Annotated in this window: 17 protein-coding genes and 1 pseudogene; 15 read left to right on the forward strand and 3 right to left on the reverse strand. The window is 64.9% G+C overall.

Annotated elements, in window-relative coordinates; translation table 11 throughout:
- Positions 1–126 precede the first annotated feature (126 nt).
- Positions 127–1407 (reverse strand): sugar ABC transporter substrate-binding protein, encoded by a 1281-nt coding sequence (locus MMB74_RS03355; RefSeq protein ID WP_277427706.1) that lies wholly within the window; start codon positions 1405–1407, stop codon positions 127–129.
- A 378-nt stretch (positions 1408–1785) separates the two neighbouring features.
- Between MMB74_RS03355 and MMB74_RS03360 the strand changes: the two genes are divergently transcribed.
- The gene (locus MMB74_RS03360; protein WP_277427195.1) at positions 1786–2034 is read left to right on the forward strand and encodes a type II toxin-antitoxin system prevent-host-death family antitoxin; all 249 of its coding nucleotides are present in this window, start codon (positions 1786–1788) and stop codon (positions 2032–2034) included.
- Positions 2031–2417 carry a type II toxin-antitoxin system VapC family toxin gene (locus MMB74_RS03365; protein ID WP_277427196.1) on the forward strand — a complete coding sequence of 129 codons (387 nt, stop codon included), beginning with the start codon at positions 2031–2033 and terminating at the stop codon, positions 2415–2417. The genes MMB74_RS03360 and MMB74_RS03365 overlap by 4 nt, the downstream gene beginning before the upstream one ends.
- A gap of 9 nt (positions 2418–2426) precedes the next feature.
- On the opposite strand, the gene MMB74_RS03370 is transcribed toward MMB74_RS03365, so the two are convergent.
- Positions 2427–3182, reverse strand: a complete 756-nt coding sequence (locus MMB74_RS03370; RefSeq protein ID WP_277427197.1) for a YoaK family protein — start codon at positions 3180–3182, stop codon at positions 2427–2429.
- Positions 3183–3295: 113 nt separating this feature from the next.
- Positions 3296–3474 (reverse strand): annotated as a pseudogene (locus MMB74_RS03375) (S-formylglutathione hydrolase); the annotation flags it as partial.
- A 181-nt stretch (positions 3475–3655) separates the two neighbouring features.
- On the opposite strand from MMB74_RS03375, the gene MMB74_RS03380 reads away from it, so the two are divergent.
- From MMB74_RS03380 to MMB74_RS03440, 13 genes are all read left to right on the forward strand, one after another.
- Positions 3656–5035 (forward strand): nucleobase:cation symporter-2 family protein, encoded by a 1380-nt coding sequence (locus MMB74_RS03380; protein ID WP_277427198.1) that lies wholly within the window; start codon positions 3656–3658, stop codon positions 5033–5035.
- Between the two features lie 488 nt (positions 5036–5523).
- Positions 5524–5715, forward strand: a complete 192-nt coding sequence (locus MMB74_RS03385) for a Flp family type IVb pilin (RefSeq protein ID WP_277427199.1) — start codon at positions 5524–5526, stop codon at positions 5713–5715.
- A 79-nt stretch (positions 5716–5794) separates the two neighbouring features.
- Positions 5795–6328, forward strand: coding sequence for a prepilin peptidase (locus MMB74_RS03390; RefSeq protein ID WP_277427200.1), 534 nt, complete (start codon positions 5795–5797; stop codon positions 6326–6328).
- Positions 6329–6343: 15 nt separating this feature from the next.
- Positions 6344–7387 (forward strand): Flp pilus assembly protein CpaB, encoded by a 1044-nt coding sequence (gene cpaB, locus MMB74_RS03395; RefSeq protein WP_277427201.1) that lies wholly within the window; start codon positions 6344–6346, stop codon positions 7385–7387.
- Positions 7388–7525: 138 nt separating this feature from the next.
- A complete protein-coding gene (locus MMB74_RS03400) occupies positions 7526–8839 on the forward strand; it encodes a type II and III secretion system protein family protein (RefSeq protein ID WP_277427707.1) in 1314 nt (437 codons plus the stop codon).
- 27 nt (positions 8840–8866) lie between these two features.
- Positions 8867–9271, forward strand: a complete 405-nt coding sequence (locus MMB74_RS03405) for a CpaD family pilus assembly lipoprotein (protein ID WP_277427202.1) — start codon at positions 8867–8869, stop codon at positions 9269–9271.
- A gap of 13 nt (positions 9272–9284) precedes the next feature.
- Positions 9285–10511 carry an AAA family ATPase gene (locus tag MMB74_RS03410; protein WP_277427203.1) on the forward strand — a complete coding sequence of 409 codons (1227 nt, stop codon included), beginning with the start codon at positions 9285–9287 and terminating at the stop codon, positions 10509–10511.
- The gene (locus MMB74_RS03415) at positions 10511–12019 is read left to right on the forward strand and encodes a CpaF family protein (RefSeq protein ID WP_277427708.1); all 1509 of its coding nucleotides are present in this window, start codon (positions 10511–10513) and stop codon (positions 12017–12019) included. The genes MMB74_RS03410 and MMB74_RS03415 overlap by 1 nt, the downstream gene beginning before the upstream one ends.
- Positions 12016–13002: a type II secretion system F family protein gene (locus MMB74_RS03420; RefSeq protein WP_277427204.1), complete on the forward strand. Its 987-nt coding sequence runs from the start codon at positions 12016–12018 to the stop codon at positions 13000–13002. Before MMB74_RS03415 ends, MMB74_RS03420 begins: the two co-directional genes overlap by 4 nt.
- On the forward strand, positions 12999–13931 hold the full coding sequence (locus MMB74_RS03425) for a type II secretion system F family protein (RefSeq protein ID WP_277427205.1): 933 nt from the start codon (positions 12999–13001) through the stop codon (positions 13929–13931). The genes MMB74_RS03420 and MMB74_RS03425 overlap by 4 nt, the downstream gene beginning before the upstream one ends.
- Positions 13932–14008: 77 nt before the next feature.
- Positions 14009–14866, forward strand: a complete 858-nt coding sequence (locus tag MMB74_RS03430) for a tetratricopeptide repeat protein (protein WP_277427709.1) — start codon at positions 14009–14011, stop codon at positions 14864–14866.
- Positions 14863–15291: a TadE/TadG family type IV pilus assembly protein gene (locus MMB74_RS03435; RefSeq protein ID WP_277427206.1), complete on the forward strand. Its 429-nt coding sequence runs from the start codon at positions 14863–14865 to the stop codon at positions 15289–15291. Before MMB74_RS03430 ends, MMB74_RS03435 begins: the two co-directional genes overlap by 4 nt.
- A complete protein-coding gene (locus tag MMB74_RS03440; protein WP_277427207.1) occupies positions 15284–16330 on the forward strand; it encodes a TadG family pilus assembly protein in 1047 nt (348 codons plus the stop codon). Before MMB74_RS03435 ends, MMB74_RS03440 begins: the two co-directional genes overlap by 8 nt.
- Position 16331 lies beyond the last annotated feature (1 nt).

A 16331-nucleotide genomic window follows, 5' to 3' on the forward strand; every position in this document is an offset into this window, starting at 1 on the left:
TTCGGACTCCTTAACGATCGCGTCACCGCGCCCGATGACATCGAAAGCGGGCGGCCGCGCGACATGGCCGGCTGCCCGCACGAGAGCGATGCGCGCGCGCCGCGCACCGCCCGCCGGCTTACCTTCTTACTTCTGGTAGCCGGCTTGACGCACCGCACGGTTGGCGGCGGCGTTACCGGCCTGGAGCGCTTGATCGACGCTCATTTGACCGGCCAATGCACCCGAGATGCTCTGCCCGACGACGGTTCCGAACGATTGGAATTCGGGGATGCCGACGAACTGCACGCCCGTGTAGGGAACGGGCTTGGCCGTCGGGTGATTCGGGTCTGCCGTCTTGATCGCGTTTTCGACGAATTCGGAGAATGGCGCCGCCTGCTTGTACTCGGGACGGTTGTAAGTCGATTCGCGCGTTCCGGGCGGCACCGACGCCCAGCCTTCGTCCTTGGCGACGAGTTCGATGTAGGGCTTGCCCGTCGCCCATTCGATGAACTTCTTGGCGTCGTCTTGTTTCTTCGACGTCTTCGGAACGGCCAGCGCCCAGGCCCACAGCCAGTGCGAGCCGTTCGGCGTGACTTCGGTCGGCGCCGCCGCAAAGCCGATCTTGTCGGCGACTTGCGACTGGCTCTTGTTGTAGAGCATGCCGGCAGCCACCGTGGCGTCGATCCACATCGCGCACTTGCCCGAGGACATCAGCGTGAGGTTTTCGTTGAAGCCGTTGGAGCTCGCCCCCGGAGGGCCGTCTTTCTTCATCAGTTCGACATAGGAACTCACGGCCTTTTTCCACTCGGGCGAGGTCAACTGCGCCTGCCACTTTTCGTCGAACCAGCGGCCGCCGTACGTGTTCACGCGCGTGGTCAGATAGGCCATGTTCTCGCCCCACCCGGCCTTGCCGCGCAGGCAAATGCCGTAGATGCCCGCCGCCTTGTCCGTCAGCTTGTCGGCAAACTGCGTGATCTGGTCGTAGGTCGGCTTGGGCGGCATCGTCAGCCCTTTCGCCGCGAACAGATCCTTACGATAGAACGTCATCGAACTTTCCGCATAGAACGGCAACGCATAAAGCGTGCCGTTGTACGACAGGCTATCGCGCACGGGTTTCATGACGTCGTTCACGTCGTAATCGGCCGAGAGATTGCTCATCGGCGTGAGCCAGCCGCGCTTGCCCCACTGCGGCGCCTCGTATGCGCCGATCATCATGACGTCGAATTGGCCGCTGCCTGTGGTGATGTCGGTCGTTGCGCGCTGACGCAGCACGTTCTCCTCGAGCACCACCCAGTTCAACTTGATGTTCGGATTGCTCTTTTCGAAATCGGACGAGAGCTTCTTCATCTCGATCATGTCGGGGTTGTTCACCACGGCGATCGTGATGGTGGCCGCCGCCGCCGGTAAAGCGGCCATGGCCATCGACATGAGAGCGCCCGCGGCGATCGCACGCCGTGTCGACGCCAAGGCATAGCCGAAATTACGTTGCATCGCTTGTCTCCTTTAACTCTTGTACGTTGTGGTGGAAAGGCATGTGCGCTCTCGTGGAGAGCGCGGTTCGTACACAGCTGGGGCGGGAAGCTCGCCCCCCCTGCTTGCGATTGTTTCCGGACTGCCGATCCCGCAGAGCGTTCGCTCATTCGAAGAGCAATTGCTCAACCGGTGATCGAATGATCGGATACACGCTCTGGCGTGTCAAGGCGGGGGTGGGACTTTCGATGATGCGGTGCGCAAGAGCGGGTTGGCCTTTCGGCCTATTGCGAAAATGGACTAAACTAACGAAACTTAGTCCATTGCAACCACACCATGAAAATCGTGAACATCCATGAAGCGAAGACCCACCTGTCGCGGCTCGTCGATCAAGCCGCGCTGGGCAGCCCTTTCATCATCGCCAAGGCGGGCAGACCTATCGTCAAGGTCGTGGCGCTCGACGCCCTCGCTCCGGAGGAACAGCGGCGTCTCGGGTTCCTCGCGGGCGAATTGCTCGTTCCGGACGATTTCGATCGCATGCAAGCCGGGGAGATCGAGCACCTCTTCGGAGGCGCAGGCACATGAGACTATTGCTTGATACGCATGTGCTGTTGTGGGCGGCGGCGCAACCGGAACAGCTTTCGCCGGCTGCACGCGCCCTGCTGGAAGATGAAGACAATGCGCTCGTGTTCAGCGCCGCCAGCCTTTGGGAGATCACGATCAAAAGCGATTTGGGCAGGCGCGACTTCCGCGTCGATCCGCGCCTGTTTCGCCGCGCGCTCGTCGATAACGGCTATTTGGAATTGCCGATTACGAATCAGCACGTGCTCGCGCTCAAGGGCTTAGCGGGGCACCATAAGGACCCCTTCGACCGCATGCTCGTCGCGCAGTCGATCGCCGAAGGCATCGTGCTCGTCACGACGGATCCGCTCGTCGCTCAATACGCGGGGCCCATCAAGCAAGTGTGAGCGTGCGCGTCACAAGCGTTGACCAAGCACATCGTCCACCAAGGGCACGGCGGCAAGCGCCACGAGCACCGTCGCAAGCGGCACCGTCGAGATGAAGCCCATGTGCTTGAAGCCGATGGCACCGGCCAATCCGCCGCAAAAGAACGAAGCCAGCAACGATGCCAGCAGCGCTAGCCGGCGGCGGTCAGCCAACACGGGCGCGCCATAGAGCGTCGGATGCGAGAACGGGCCGTTCCAATAGAAGAGCTTGCCCAGCTCGATGCCGATGTCGGTCACGAGCCCCGTTACGTGCGTGGTGCGGATTTCCGCCTTCGAAATCTTGGTGATCATCGCGTTCTGCAAGCCCATCACGAAGCACAGCAGCGCGACCGTTGCCGGCACGAACAGCACGCGATGCGCTTCAAGATTCGCTCCGAGGAAGCCGAATATGAGCAGCAATGACGCTTCGAGCATGAGCGGCATCGCGTAGAGGCTGCGCAGCTCTTGGCGGCGCCCCCAATTGATCAGCATCGCCGATACCGCCGCGCCCGTGATGAACGAGACAAGGGACGCGAAGCCCGCTCCCGCGAGCCCCAGCTCGCCGAGGGCCAAAGCGTCTGCCGTGGTGGAGACGATCCCCGACATGTGCGACGTATATTGCCCCACAGCCAAGAAGCCGCCTGCGTTGGCCGCGCCGGCCACGAACGCGAGCGAGCGCCCCAGGCGGCGGTTGGCTTCGTCCGTGCGCTCGGGGTCCGTCAATGCGCGAAGGTAATGAATAGGCATGCTGACTCGCTAGCTCGGGCGCGTGCGATGTCGGCCTTCGCCCTCGGAAGAGGGGGGCTGTCTGCGCCCGAATGTTCGAGCGTAGCACGAGCGTCCGAAATTTTTTTACGATAGATCAACGCGCGTGCGTGATGTGCGATCCGATCCTCGATGAACATCTCGATGAAATAGTCGCCATGGTCGTAACCCTCATGACGCCGCAGCGTTAGTGTCGACCGCCCCTCAGGCGCGCCCGCGCGAACACGTCGACATCCGGTTGCTCAATGCGGAACTTGTCTGCCTAGCCTTGATCGGGGTGCTCGTGAGGGCGCCCCTTGTGCAACGCTTGCCTACTCGACGTGCATAGGCGCATGCCTCGCGGGACCATATCGGCACCCAAAAGGGCGGAATAGCCCACGCCGTCTTGTGCCCGATTCGCCGAGCGCCTACCGTGGAGCCACCCCCGATATCAAGACAGCAATGGAGCGAGACACATGGGTTCGAACACGGTTCATCCGTGCGACGAGCAGTTGCCGCTTGGGCGACTGCTTACGCTCGGCATTCAGCACGTCCTTGTCATGTACGCCGGCGCAGTGGCCGTCCCGCTCATCGTCGGCAGCGCGCTGTCACTGCCCAAAGATCAGATCGCCTTCCTGATCAGCGCCGACCTATTCTCCTGCGGCATTGCGACGCTGATTCAAACACTCGGGTTGTGGGTATTCGGGATCCGGCTGCCCGTGATCATGGGCTGCACGTTCGCGGCGGTCGGCCCGATGGTGGCAATCGGCACGAACCCGCAACTGGGCTTGCTCGACATATTCGGCTCCACCATCGCCGCCGGCGCAATCGGCATCGTGCTCGCACCGGCCATCGGCCGGCTGCTGCGCTTTTTCCCGCCCGTCGTCGTCGGCACGGTGATTTCGGTCATCGGCTTGTCGCTCATGGAGGTCGGCATCAACTGGGCGGCCGGAGGCGTCGGCAACCCCGACTACGGCAATCCCGCGTACCTTGGCCTGTCGCTGTTCGTGCTCGCGCTGATCCTCGTGATCACCAAGTTTTGCCGCGGGTTTCTTGCGAACATCTCGGTGCTCATCGGCATCGTCGCCGGCTTTATCGCCGCGGCCGTCACGGGGCACGTCTCGTTCGACGGCGTGCGTCTTGCACCCTGGGTCGGCATCGTCGCGCCATTTCACTTCGGCCTGCCGCACTTCGATCCGCTAGCCATAGCGACGATGGTCACCGTCATGTTCGTGACGTTCATTGAATCGACGGGCATGTTCCTCGCCGTCGGCGACATGGTTGGACGTCCCGTCGATCGCGCGACCCTCGTGCGCGGCCTGCGCGTGGACGGACTGGGCACGCTAATCGGCGGCATCTTCAATTCGTTCCCGCATACGTCGTTTTCGCAAAACGTCGGGCTGATCGGCGTGACCGGGGTCAGAAGCCGCTTCGTTTGCGCAACGGGCGGCTTGATTCTCGTCACGCTGGGACTCTTTCCGAAGATGGCGCAAGTGGTCGCCTCCGTCCCGCCGTTCGTGCTCGGCGGCGCCGGGATCGTCATGTTCGGCATGGTCGCGGCGAACGGGATCAAATCGCTCTCGCGGGTGGACTTCGAGACACAGCCGCACAATCTGTTCATCGTCGCGGTAAGCGTGGGCCTGGGCCTCGTGCCGGTGGTCTCGCCGAAATTCTTCATCCAATTGCCGCACGCGCTCTCGCCGCTGCTGCACAGCGGGATTCTGCTCGCCTCCGCGTCTGCCGTTCTGCTAAACGCGATCTTCAACGGCGTCTCGCGCACGCCCGAATCGACCGAGGCCGAAGCGAACGACTCGCGCCATGCCTCCCTCGAGCAGGGAGCCGTCGATATGCGCTGAATCCATGCACTGATTTCGCCCGCATCCCTCCCTCGCCAAGGGCGCGCATCGAGTCATTTAGGCTCGAGCGCGCTCTTCATTTTTTTTGCGGGCGAGGCGTCGCTCGGGCCGCAGCGTTCGGCTCGGGCCGACGCGACCGCGCGTCGCACACTGGGGTGCCGCAGCATACAGCGCCGCCCCTCATCGACAAGATAGTTAGGAGAACTTAGCTATCGTTTACACCGATGCTCTTTAGTATGATAAATAGCCGTGGCATTGCCCCCATATTCCTGAAAACCCGCGCCGTTTCTCGCTTTCAGGGGAACCAGCATCCGCGAAAATTTTATTCATACGAAATGGTTTCGGTGACGAAAAGCCCCGGGATCGAGTAGTACGACTAAAGCCGCGCAAACGATTGCCGTAAACAAATTTGGGAGCAGATGCCTCCCTCCCCCTGTTGCGAAAGTGGTCCAGCGGCCCTCTTCGTCTCTTAATAAGGAGTCCTAAATATGTTGCGTTTCGTACGGTTCCTTTCGCGCGACGAGCGCGGCGTCAGCGCACTCGAGTATTCGGTCTTGGCCGGCATCGTCGTGGTGGCTGTTGCCGCGGCTGGCGCGATCTTCGGCGGCACCGACGGCCTACCGGCCCTGTTCAACAACATGATCACCCACGTGACTAGCGTTCAGACCAACGGTCATTGATGCAATGAGTCCGTTCGGCCAGTGCGCCGAACGGCTCCTCTTTGCGGGCTATGGCGCACGTCGATCGACAGGCAAACGTATGTTCTTGATCAACGCACTAGCCAGCGCCCTGCTGTTGACGCTGGCGCTCTCCGACCTGCGTCGGCGGCGCCTGCCCAACGCGAGCGTGGCTGCTTTCGCCGCGCTTTACCTCGCTCACGCGTGGCTCGGGGCGGAAAATTCGACCGGATTCGAGCACCATCTGGCCACCGGCGCGCTCGCACTCGTCCTCTCTGCCCTGCTGTTTCGTTTCGGATGGCTCGGCGGCGGGGATGCCAAGCTCTTCGCCGCGGTGTTCTTGTGGTCCGGTCCCGCGCACGCGAGCACCGTATTCTTCATCGTCTCGTTTCTCGGTTTGCTGCTCGCGCTCGCTCAACTCGCGCTGCGGCGAGTACCGAGCGCGGCCGCGATCGACCCCGACCGCGGATGGCTCGCGCCGGCGCGCGGCGTGCCCTACGGCGTCGCCCTCGCGGCGGGCGGCATCGCCGCAATTTGGCTGCCCCCCGCGATCGGCCATGCGCCCGTATTGGGGCACGCAGCCTGGTCGCTTTTGATTCACGCACGGCTCACATAACGGATCGCCGTCGCCATGCAAAATTTTCTCAAACTCGCCGGCTTGATCGTGGTCGCGGCCATCGGCGCATTCGTCTTGCGGGCGCTCTACGTCGCCGCCTCGCGCCCTGGCCCCGCGAAGCCGCCCGCGATGGTGCGCATTCGCGCCGCCGCGGCCGATCTGCCGGACGGCTTGTTGCTGCGCGATAGCGATCTCATGTGGAAAAGCGTGCCGCGCAGCGACGCGCCGACGGGCGCGCTCGTCGATGGTCAAGCCGACGCAGTCGACCTCAAGGGCGACCTGCTGCGTCACGCAGTCAAAGCAGGCGCGCCGCTTGGCGCCTCGGACGTGATCTCGCCGAGCTCGCCGGGCTTTCTCGCCGCCGCGCTTCAGCCGGGCATGCGCGCCATTTCGGTGGCGATCGACGATGTCTCCGGCAACGCCGGGCTGATCGAGCCGGGCGATTACGTGGACGTCTTGCTTACGCAGCAAATTGCCACTGCGCCGGGGGCGCCCTCGCTTTCGGATCGAACGGTCGAGACGGAAACCATTGCCGAACGCGTGCGCGTGCTGGCGGTCGGCACCGCGTTCAAGCGTCCCAAGGACGACGACACCAAGCCCAGCACTGCAAACGCCCGCGCGCGCACCGTCACGTTCGAAGTGACCCCGCGCAGCGCCGAAGTCGTCACGGTGGGCGCGCATCTGGGTTCGCTCTCGCTCGCGTTGCGCAGCTTCGCCACGCGCGACCGGCACGCATCCCAGCCCGAAGACGTGATCGAGCCGCAGACCCCGCCCATGTGGGCGCGCGACGTATCGCGCGGCTTGCGCGCGATGACGCCCGCGCCGCAAGCACCGGCGCACGCGGCTGCCCCGCGTCCGGCGGCAAGCGCGCGCACGGTCCTCGTCTACCGCGGCTCCAAGCAAACCGAGGCTTTCGGCACAAATTCGCCGGGGCTGCCGAATGCAGCCACGATCGCACCGGGCGTGCCGCCGTTGCCCTCGGGCACACCGCCTGCCGGCCCCGCCGCCGCGACCGGTGCGCAGCCGGGAACGGCGACGACACCTCATCCTGCTGCCTAGGGTCGCCAAATGATGCTTCGCACGAACCGATCTTTTTTGCGTCTTCAGCGACCTATGCCGCGACGCGCTCATCCGTACCCCCGCTCGCGCTTGCTCGCCATCTTCGCGGGCCTGCTCTATGCCGTCGCTTGCTTTTACTTGACGGCGGCGCCCGCCCACGCGGCCGATAGCGACTCGGTGCTCTCGGTGCCCGCGGGCGGCGGCGAAATGGTGCAGTTGCCCGAGGCGGCCGTGGCCGTCTTCGTCGCCGACCCCGATGTGGCCGACGTCCACGTGCCCACCCCAAAAACGGTGTTCGTGCTCGGCAAGAAGGCCGGCACGACGACGCTGTTCGCGCTCGGCGCGAACAATCGCCCCATCCTGCGCAAGACGATCAACGTGGCGACGGACATAGCGTCGATTCAGCGGCTGCTCGATGCGCGCTTCCCCCAATGGCGATTGACGGTCGCGAGCGCGCCAGGATCGTTGATGGTGAGCGGGCACGTGCCCAGCGCAGCCGATGCGGACGCCGTCGCGCAAACGTTGAAACCGTATCTGCACGAGCACGAAACGCTCGTCAATCGGTTGGCGCTCGCGCAACCGATCCAAGTCCATCTGCGCGTACGCATCACGGAAGTCGATCGCAACATCACGCAGCAATTGGGCATCAATTGGAGCGCGTTCGGTTCGAGCGGCAACTTCGTCGGCGGGCTCTTCGGCGGGCGCGCCATCGTCGATTCGACGGCAAGGCTCTTCAATTTGTCGCCCACCGGCGCTTTCTCCGTGCTGGGTGGATTTCACACTTCGCACACATCCATCGACGGCGTGCTCGACGCACTCGATCAGGAAGGATTGATCACGATGCTCGCCGAGCCGAATCTGACGGCGATGTCCGGCCAGACGGCGAGCTTTCTTGCGGGCGGCGAGTTTCCGATTCCCGTCGCTCAAGACACGACGGGCGCAATCACGATCGAGTTCAAACCTTACGGCGTCTCGCTCGATTTCACGCCGACCGTGCTCGCGAACAACCGCATCAGCCTCAAGGTGCGGCCCGAGGTGAGCGAGATCGATCCGACCAATAGCGTCACGACCGGCTCGATCAAAGTCCCCGCGCTGACGGTGCGCCGTGTGGAGACGACCGTCGAGCTCGCGAGCGGCCAAAGCTTCGCGATCGGCGGCCTGCTGCAAAGCAAGACCAGCGACGTGCTCTCGCAACTGCCCGGTATCGGACGTCTGCCAGTCCTCGGCAAGCTGTTCTCTTCGAAGGACTACTTGAACAACAAGTCCGAAGTGGTCGTGATTGTTACGCCTTACATCGTTCAACCGGTGGGCCCGGGACAGACGCATGACGCGCTCGACAGCGTCACGCGTCCGAGCAGCGACGTCGAATACGCACTGCAGCGCGCGATCGGCCTCGATCCGCTCGCGGGAAAAGGGCCACGCCTCGTCGGCGCGGCCGGCTTCGTGTACTGAACCGGACAATAGGATAGGAGCCAAGCGATGCGTCATCGATTCTCAACCCTCATCGTTTCCTCGATCATGGTGCTCGCCGCGGGCTCGGGCTTGACGGGCTGCATGTCGGAGCACCCGCCCCTCGGCATGCCGAACGATTCGGTGATCGGCTTTTCCTCCGAAAACGGCGGGCAGGCGGTTGCGCCGTCATGCGATCAACTGAATCAGCCGTCGCATATGCTCGATGCGGGTCGTGCCCGGCCGGGCGTGGCCTTCGGCTGCGCGACCTATTCGAACCTCGCGGCCATGCTCGTGCGCCCGGCCGATCTCGTGGCCCCCTTGCCTTATGCGGGCGCAGATGCCGCGCTCGCCGCCAGCGCCGTGCGCGCCTATGAGGAAGGACGAGCGCAGCCCCTGCGCTCGACCTCCACCACGACGTCGGTCGCGCATTAAGGACGGACATACCATGGGTGCTTTCGAACTGCGCTCCGCCAATCGTCGCGCCGCTCCACAAGCGACCGATCGCATCGTCGCGGTAGTCGGGGATGCGAGCAGCGAAGAAGTCGTCAAGAACCTCATGCTCGATCAAGGCATCGCGCACGCTTTCGTCATGCGCGGGCAGATCGGCGATGCCATCGAGCTCATGCGCGGGATAGGGCATTCGCCGCGGCATTTGCTCGTCGATGTCTCGGACTCGTCGATGCCCGTGTCGGACCTGATGCGGCTCGCGGAAGTCGTCGATCCTTCGGTCAACGTGGTCGTCGTCGGCGATCGCAACGACGTCGGCTTGTTTCGCTCGCTCTTGCGCATGGGCGTCGAGGACTATCTCGTCAAGCCGCTGACGGTCGAACTCGTGCAGCGCGCGCTCACGGCGAGCGACCCGTCCGCCTCCGTGCGCGCGGGCAAGGCGATCGGCTTCATCGGTGCGCGCGGCGGCGTGGGCGTCACCACGATTGCCACCGCGCTGGCGCGGCACCTCGCCGACAAGACCCGCCGGCGCATCGCGTACGTCGATCTCGACTTGCACGGCGGTGCGGCCGCATCGATGCTCGGCATCGTGTCGAACAATGGCCTTGCCGAGCTGCTGCAAAACACGCAGCGGCTCGATCAGCAACTCATTCATCAAACCGCCGTCGCACAGAGCGATCGCCTCTCCGTGCTCAGCGCCGCGCTGCCCTACGAGCAGCCGCTCGCGTTGCGTCCCGGCACGGTCGGCGAACTCGTCGCGGCGCTCAAGCGCCACTTTCATTACGTCGTGCTCGACCTGCCGCAACGCGCGGGCGGCTTCGTCGAAGAAACGCTCGACGCCTGCGAAACGATCCACGTCGTCGCGGATCGTTCGGTGCATGCCGCGCGCGAGACGGCGCGCTTGTGCCGATTCGCCGAGGGACGCCCGGCCGATGCCGCCGTGTCGGTGCTCCTGAACAATGCGCAACAGCCCGTGCGCGGGCGCGTCGCGCAGGCCGACTTCGTGCATGCGCTCGGGCGCGCGTCGGTGCTCGAGTTCCCGTACGAGCCGCAAACGCTCGCCGTCGCGGAAAATCTCGGCGAGGCGATCGCGGACGGCAAGCATTCCGCGTTTGCGCGCGCGGTCGTCGCGCTCGCCGATGCCATCACGGGCTCGGACGCCCCTGTCGTTGCCGCCCGCAGGCCCTGGTATGCGCGCCTGCTGCCGAAACGGAGCGCCGCATGATGTTCGGCCGCCGCAGCAACCCGCCCTCTTTCGCGCCCCAATCGAGCGCCGCGCTCGATGCCGAGCACGTCGACGCGCGCACCCGGACCAACGAGCGCGCGGCCGCGGCAAGTCATGCGCCCCGCGCAGCCGCGGGTGCGGCCGCCGCGCCCAGCGCGCCGCCCGCCGCGCCCGCGCTCTCACACGACCTTGAACCGCGCACCAACGGGGCCGCCACGGCGCCGATGCCGATCGATCGCCACGACGCGCTGATTCGCTCGGACATGTTCAAGACGATCCGCTCGGCGGTGTTCTCGTCGATGAACATGTCGGCTGCGCTCATGATGTCGCGCGCGCAGGTGCGCGAAGGCATCGAGCAGATCGCCGCCGAAACGATCGCACGCGAGCGCTTGACGATCTCGCTGGCCGAGCAGGCGCTCATCGTCGACGAAATGCTCAACGACATGTTCGGCGTCGGACCGATCGAGCCGTTACTCGCCGACGAGAAGGTCACCGACATCCTCGTCAATGGCCCCGATCAGGTCTATGTCGAACGGGGCGGGCGCCTCGAGCTGACACCGCTGAAGTTCCGCGACAATGCGCACGTCGTCAACGTGGCGCAGCGCATCGCCGCGGCCGTCGGCCGTCGCGTGGACGAAAGCAGCCCGCTCGTCGACGCGCGCCTGGCCGATGGCAGCCGCGTCAACGTGGTGCTGCCGCCGATCGCCTTGCGCGGCGCATCGATTTCGATTCGCAAGTTCGCCAAGCGCAACATCACGCTCGCCCGCATGGCGCAGCAGGGCAATATTTCCCCGGCGATGGTGGAGGTGCTGCGCATCGCCAGCGCTTGCCGCTTGAACATCGTCATCTCCGGCGGCACGGGCTCGGGCAAGACGACGCTGCTCAACGCGCTGTCGAACTTCATCGATCCGCACGAGCGCATCGTGACGATCGAAGACGCGGCCGAGCTGCAACTGCAGCAGCCGCACGTCGTGAGCCTCGAGACGCGCCCCGAAAACAGCGAAGGCCTCGGCGGCATTTCGCAGCGCGATCTCGTGCGCAACGCGCTGCGGATGCGGCCCGATCGCATCATCCTCGGCGAGACGCGCGGCACCGAGGCGTTCGACGTGCTGCAAGCCATGAACACGGGCCACGACGGCTCTATGACGACGATCCACGCGAACACGCCGCGCGATGCGATCACCCGGCTCGAGAGCATGGTGATGATGGCCAACGGCAACCTGCCGCTAATATCGATCCGCCGTCAAATCGCAAGCGCCGTGCACATGATTCTGCAAATCGAGCGCATGCGCGACGGCATGCGCCGCGTCACGCGCGTGACGGAAATCTCCGGCATGGAGGGCGACGTCGTCATCACCCAGGATCTGTTCGCCTTTCGCTTCAATGCGAGCGCTTACGAAGAGCAGGTACGCGGCGCGTTCGAATCGTCGTCGCTGCGGCCCGCGTTCGCTCAGCGCGCCGCCTACTACGGCCTCGAAGAGCAACTGATCGGAGCGATGCAATCGTGACGCCCGCCGACGTCGTCGCCGCTGCCGCGTTCTTCGCGATCGTCGTCGCGGGGCTCATCGCTCGCTCGCTGCGCGAGATGGTGCGACGCCAGCCTGCACAGCGCATCGCCATGCGCGTCACCGCGCTGCGCGACCCGCAGGCGCAGAGCCGCCAAACGCCGAACGCAACGCCCTCGCATCAGCTCGTGAGCCTGGGCCGCCCCACCGGCGACGAACCGGCCTGGCAGACATGGTTGCGCGCCAAGCAGCAACGCATCGAGACGATCGCGGGCCGTGCGGGCATTCGCACCATCGTCGCCGCGGCCGTGCTGACCGGTCTCGCCTCGTTCGTGGCCGCATCCCTCGCGGGGCTGCCGCTGTGGGCGCGCGCGCTCGGCGCGCTCGTCGACGCCCTCATCGCCGTGCGCGGCGTCTATCTTTTCATCATCGCTCGGTTCAAGCAGCGTTTTCTCGCGGCGTTTCCCGACACGCTCGATTTGATCATTCGCGCGGTGCGTGCGGGTATTCCGGCGGTCCAAGCCATCTGCACGGCCGGGGTCGAGAGCGATGAACCCGTGCGCTCGACGTTTCGCACCATGGGCGACGCTTTGCTCGTCGGCGCGGAAGTGAAAGACGTGCTCGAACAAGCGGCCGCGCGACTGCAGCTCGCCGACTTTTCCTTCTTCGCCGTGTGCCTCGTCTTGCAGCGCGAAACGGGGGGCAACCTGGCGGAAACGCTCGAGAACCTCGCCGGCATCGTGCGCACGCGCCGAGACATTCGCGCGAAAACCAAGGCCCTCACCGCAGAAGGACGCATCGCCAGCAAAATCATCTCCGGCGTGCCGTTTTTCATCATGGGCTTTCTTTACCTCGTCAACCGCCCTTATGTGGCGCTGCTGTTCAATACGCGCGCCGGCCACAAGATGCTCACGCTCGCGGCCGTGCTGCTCGTGATCGGCATGTCGTTGATTCGCAAGATCGCCAATCTGGATACCTCCCGATGAACGCGACCGACATTTGGATGAACCTTGCGCTCGTCGCCCTGCTAGCGTGCGCGACACTGTGGCTGCTCCTGCGCGGCAGGAGCACCCGTTCGCGCATCGTGCAACGCGTGCGCCACGGCATCGCGCAAGCGAGCGCGCAGCCGCGGGAAAGCAACGTGCCGCAACGGCTCGCACACAAAGTCGCGCGCATCGGCGAGCGCATGCCGATCATCGATGCAGCCGAGCGAGGCAAGCTAGCGATGCGCCTTGCGAGCGCGGGCTTTCGCGAAAAACGCGCCGTTTCGATCCTTGCGGGGCTCAAGATCGTCTGCGGCGTATGCCTCGCGTTCGGCGCGATCATGCTCGCCGGTCACATTCCGCGCATCGGCGGCTATTTCGTGATGCGTGCATTGACGATGGCGGCCGCTTTCGTCGTCGGCATGATGCTGCCCGAGATCGCGCTCGGGTTCGCGATCAAGCGCCGGCAGCGCGCGATCTCGCTCACGCTGCCCGATGCGCTCGATTTGCTCGTGATCTGCACCAACGCGGGCAATAGCCTCGTCGTCGCCATCAAGCGCGTGGCCGCCGAGTTGCGCACGATCTGCCCCGCGCTCGCCGACGAATTCGCGGTGACGGCCGACGAGCTGCAGATCGGCGGCGACAGCGCGGCGGCGCTCAATGCGATGGCCGCGCGCATCGGCCTGACTTCGATGCGCGCCCTCGTGACGACGCTCGTGCAGTCGCAGCAGTACGGCACGCCCATTACGCAGTCGCTGCGCATGCTCTCGCGCACCGAGCGCGCGATGCAGATCATCGCGCTCGAGGAAAAGGCCGCGAAGCTAGCGCCGAAGATGACGCTGCCGATGATGCTGTTCATCATGCCGACCGTTGCGCTGATTGCGGCGGGGCCGGCCGTCATCCGGCTCATTGCGGTGTTTCATCATCATTGAAGTTGACGGTCGAAACGACCGCGGGAGGTTTCATGCATTCGATCCTGACGACGCCGCGGCGCCTCGTCGTTGCTGCGTTGGCGATGTCCTCGCTCGCAGCCGGTCTGTTGACCGGCTGCGCGAGCGCGCCGCAGGTTCAGACGCGTGCCGTCGTCGCCGAGCGCGGCGCCGATAAGAGCACCGACCTTCGCATCGCCGAAAGCGCGCTCGAGAGCGGCGACACGCAGCTCGCCATTTCGCTGTTCGAGCGCGCGCTCCAAGCCGATCCGCGCTCGCTGCCCGCGCAACTCGGCCTTGCCGACGCGATCTACGGCACCGGCGACCTCGCGCGCGCGGGCGTGCTGTACCGGCAGGCGGCGGCCGCCGAGCCCGGCAATCCGCGCGCCGAGCTCGGGCTCGCGCGTGTAGCGTTGCGCGAGCGCCGACTCGATGAAGCCATCGCGCGCTATCGACGGCTTGCCGCTGCGCACCCCGAAAACGCCGTCGTCGCCGAGGGGCTCGGCGCCGCGCTCGATTTGCAAGGCCACCACACCGAGGCGCAGGCCGTCTACCGCGCAGCGTTGACGCACCACCCCGAAGCTCAGGGCTTGAAGGCCAATCTCGGACTCTCCTTGATCTTGGAGCGGCGCGCGCGCGAAGGCGCGAACGTGCTGCTCGACATTGCGGGGCTGCCCGACGCGCCCGCGCAAGCACGCGAGAACTTGGCTCTCGCCTACGGTTTGCTTGGCAACGCCGAAGCGGCAAAAAGCATTCTCACGGCGGACATGCCCGCTGCATCGGCAGAGGACAACCTATCGTTCTACCGCGAGCTGCGCGAACGCTGGTCCGATGGAGCAGATTCGGCCGCTTCGACTGGCGACATCGCCGCACCCGGCGCCGCACGCGTCGAAGCGGTGCCGCCGGCACATCCGGCAATCGTTGGAGCCATCGAATGAAACGGCCCGCGCGCTTCGTATCGGACGAGCGCGGCGTCGTCGCGCTCGAATTCGTGCTCGTCTTCCCGTTTTTGATGACGGTGTTGTTCGGCATCGTCGATACGAGCCTGCTTCTATGCGACAAAGCCGTCATCACGAATGCGAGCCGTGAAGCCGCGCGCGCCGGCGTGGTGGTGCGAGTCCCGCAGATGGCCGCGACCGACGTCGCAAACGTCGCGCTCTCTTATGCGCAAAGCAGTTTGGTGACGGGCGGCACGGCGACGACGCCTACCGTCAATGTCGATCAGTCCGCAGGTACGTCGCCGGGCAGCCCGCTCGCGGTCACGGTCACTTATACCTATGAGGGGCTCGTGCTGGGCTCGGCGTTCAGTTCGTTGACGGGACCCGTCACAGTCACGGCGACGACGGTCATGAACTATGAGTAGACGAACCACGCACCGTGCATCGATGCATACCTCGCTGCGCGGGCAGCGAGGCTCGGTCCCGCTTTGGTTCTTGCTGACGGTCTCGATTCTTTTGACGTTCGGCGCGTTCGCCGTCGATTTGCCGCGCGTGGCGACCGTACGCAACGAGTTGCAGAACGCCGCCGATGCCGCGGCGCTTGCAGGCGCGTCGAAACTGCTCTCGGGTGGCAACGGCCCCGACTGGTCCGATGCGGCCAACGCGACGAGCGCTGCGGTTTCGCTGAACGCATCGGATGGCACGAAGCTTTCGGCCGCGAGCGTGCAAACGGGGTTCTGGAATCTGACTGGCGCGCCTTCGACGCTAGAGGCCCAGACGATCACGCCCGGCACCTACGACGCGCCCGCGGTGCAAGTGACGATCACGCGTAGCGCGAGCGCGAACGGCGGCGCCGTCTCGTTGCTGCTTGGCGGTTTTTTGGATCTGCTGAGTACGCCGACGAGCGCCACGGCCGTTGCGGTGGCTGCCGCTCCCTCGACCATCGGCGCTGGAGGACTGTTTCCGATGGTGGTCGATCAGTGCGTGTTGAACCAGTACTGGGACGCGCAAACGAACGAACCGACGATCGATCCGTCGACGGGGCAACCGTACGAGTTTCAGATCGGCAACGGGCACCTCTATGGCGCAAGTTGCGAAGCCGGACAATGGACGGCGTTTCTCGTCAATGCGGACGATGTGCCCACCGTGCGCGGGCTCATCGCATCGGGCAACCCTTCGCCGCTTTCGATCGGCGACAGCATTTGGATCGAGCCCGGGGTGAAGACGACGATCTACGACGACGTGCCGGTTGGCATGACGATCGTCATCCCGGTCGCCGCGCAGATCGATACGCACAGCTACGTGCCGATCGTCGCATTTGCCGCCTTCCACGTCGACGGAAGCTATGGCGGCAGCGACAAGTACATCGAAGGGCATTTCGTGAGCGGCTACCGGATACCCGTGCAGTCTTGGGGCATTGGACCGCAGTACGGCGCCTACGTGGCGCCGCGCTTGGCGTTATAGC

Source organism: Trinickia sp. Y13 (assembly GCF_029522115.1).
GTDB lineage: Bacteria > Pseudomonadota > Gammaproteobacteria > Burkholderiales > Burkholderiaceae > Trinickia.

Coding starts and splice junctions, on each gene's coding strand:
- MMB74_RS03355 (WP_277427706.1), bottom strand. CDS start 1,407: ATGTCGATGGCCATGGCCGCTTTACCGGCGGCGGCGGCCACCATCACG.
- MMB74_RS03360 (WP_277427195.1), top strand. CDS start 1,786: ATGAAAATCGTGAACATCCATGAAGCGAAGACCCACCTGTCGCGGCTC.
- MMB74_RS03365 (WP_277427196.1), top strand. CDS start 2,031: ATGAGACTATTGCTTGATACGCATGTGCTGTTGTGGGCGGCGGCGCAA.
- MMB74_RS03370 (WP_277427197.1), bottom strand. CDS start 3,182: ATGCCTATTCATTACCTTCGCGCATTGACGGACCCCGAGCGCACGGAC.
- MMB74_RS03380 (WP_277427198.1), top strand. CDS start 3,656: ATGGGTTCGAACACGGTTCATCCGTGCGACGAGCAGTTGCCGCTTGGG.
- MMB74_RS03385 (WP_277427199.1), top strand. CDS start 5,524: ATGTTGCGTTTCGTACGGTTCCTTTCGCGCGACGAGCGCGGCGTCAGC.
- MMB74_RS03390 (WP_277427200.1), top strand. CDS start 5,795: ATGTTCTTGATCAACGCACTAGCCAGCGCCCTGCTGTTGACGCTGGCG.
- cpaB (WP_277427201.1), top strand. CDS start 6,344: ATGCAAAATTTTCTCAAACTCGCCGGCTTGATCGTGGTCGCGGCCATC.
- MMB74_RS03405 (WP_277427202.1), top strand. CDS start 8,867: ATGCGTCATCGATTCTCAACCCTCATCGTTTCCTCGATCATGGTGCTC.
- MMB74_RS03410 (WP_277427203.1), top strand. CDS start 9,285: ATGGGTGCTTTCGAACTGCGCTCCGCCAATCGTCGCGCCGCTCCACAA.
- MMB74_RS03415 (WP_277427708.1), top strand. CDS start 10,511: ATGTTCGGCCGCCGCAGCAACCCGCCCTCTTTCGCGCCCCAATCGAGC.
- MMB74_RS03425 (WP_277427205.1), top strand. CDS start 12,999: ATGAACGCGACCGACATTTGGATGAACCTTGCGCTCGTCGCCCTGCTA.
- MMB74_RS03435 (WP_277427206.1), top strand. CDS start 14,863: ATGAAACGGCCCGCGCGCTTCGTATCGGACGAGCGCGGCGTCGTCGCG.
- MMB74_RS03440 (WP_277427207.1), top strand. CDS start 15,284: ATGAGTAGACGAACCACGCACCGTGCATCGATGCATACCTCGCTGCGC.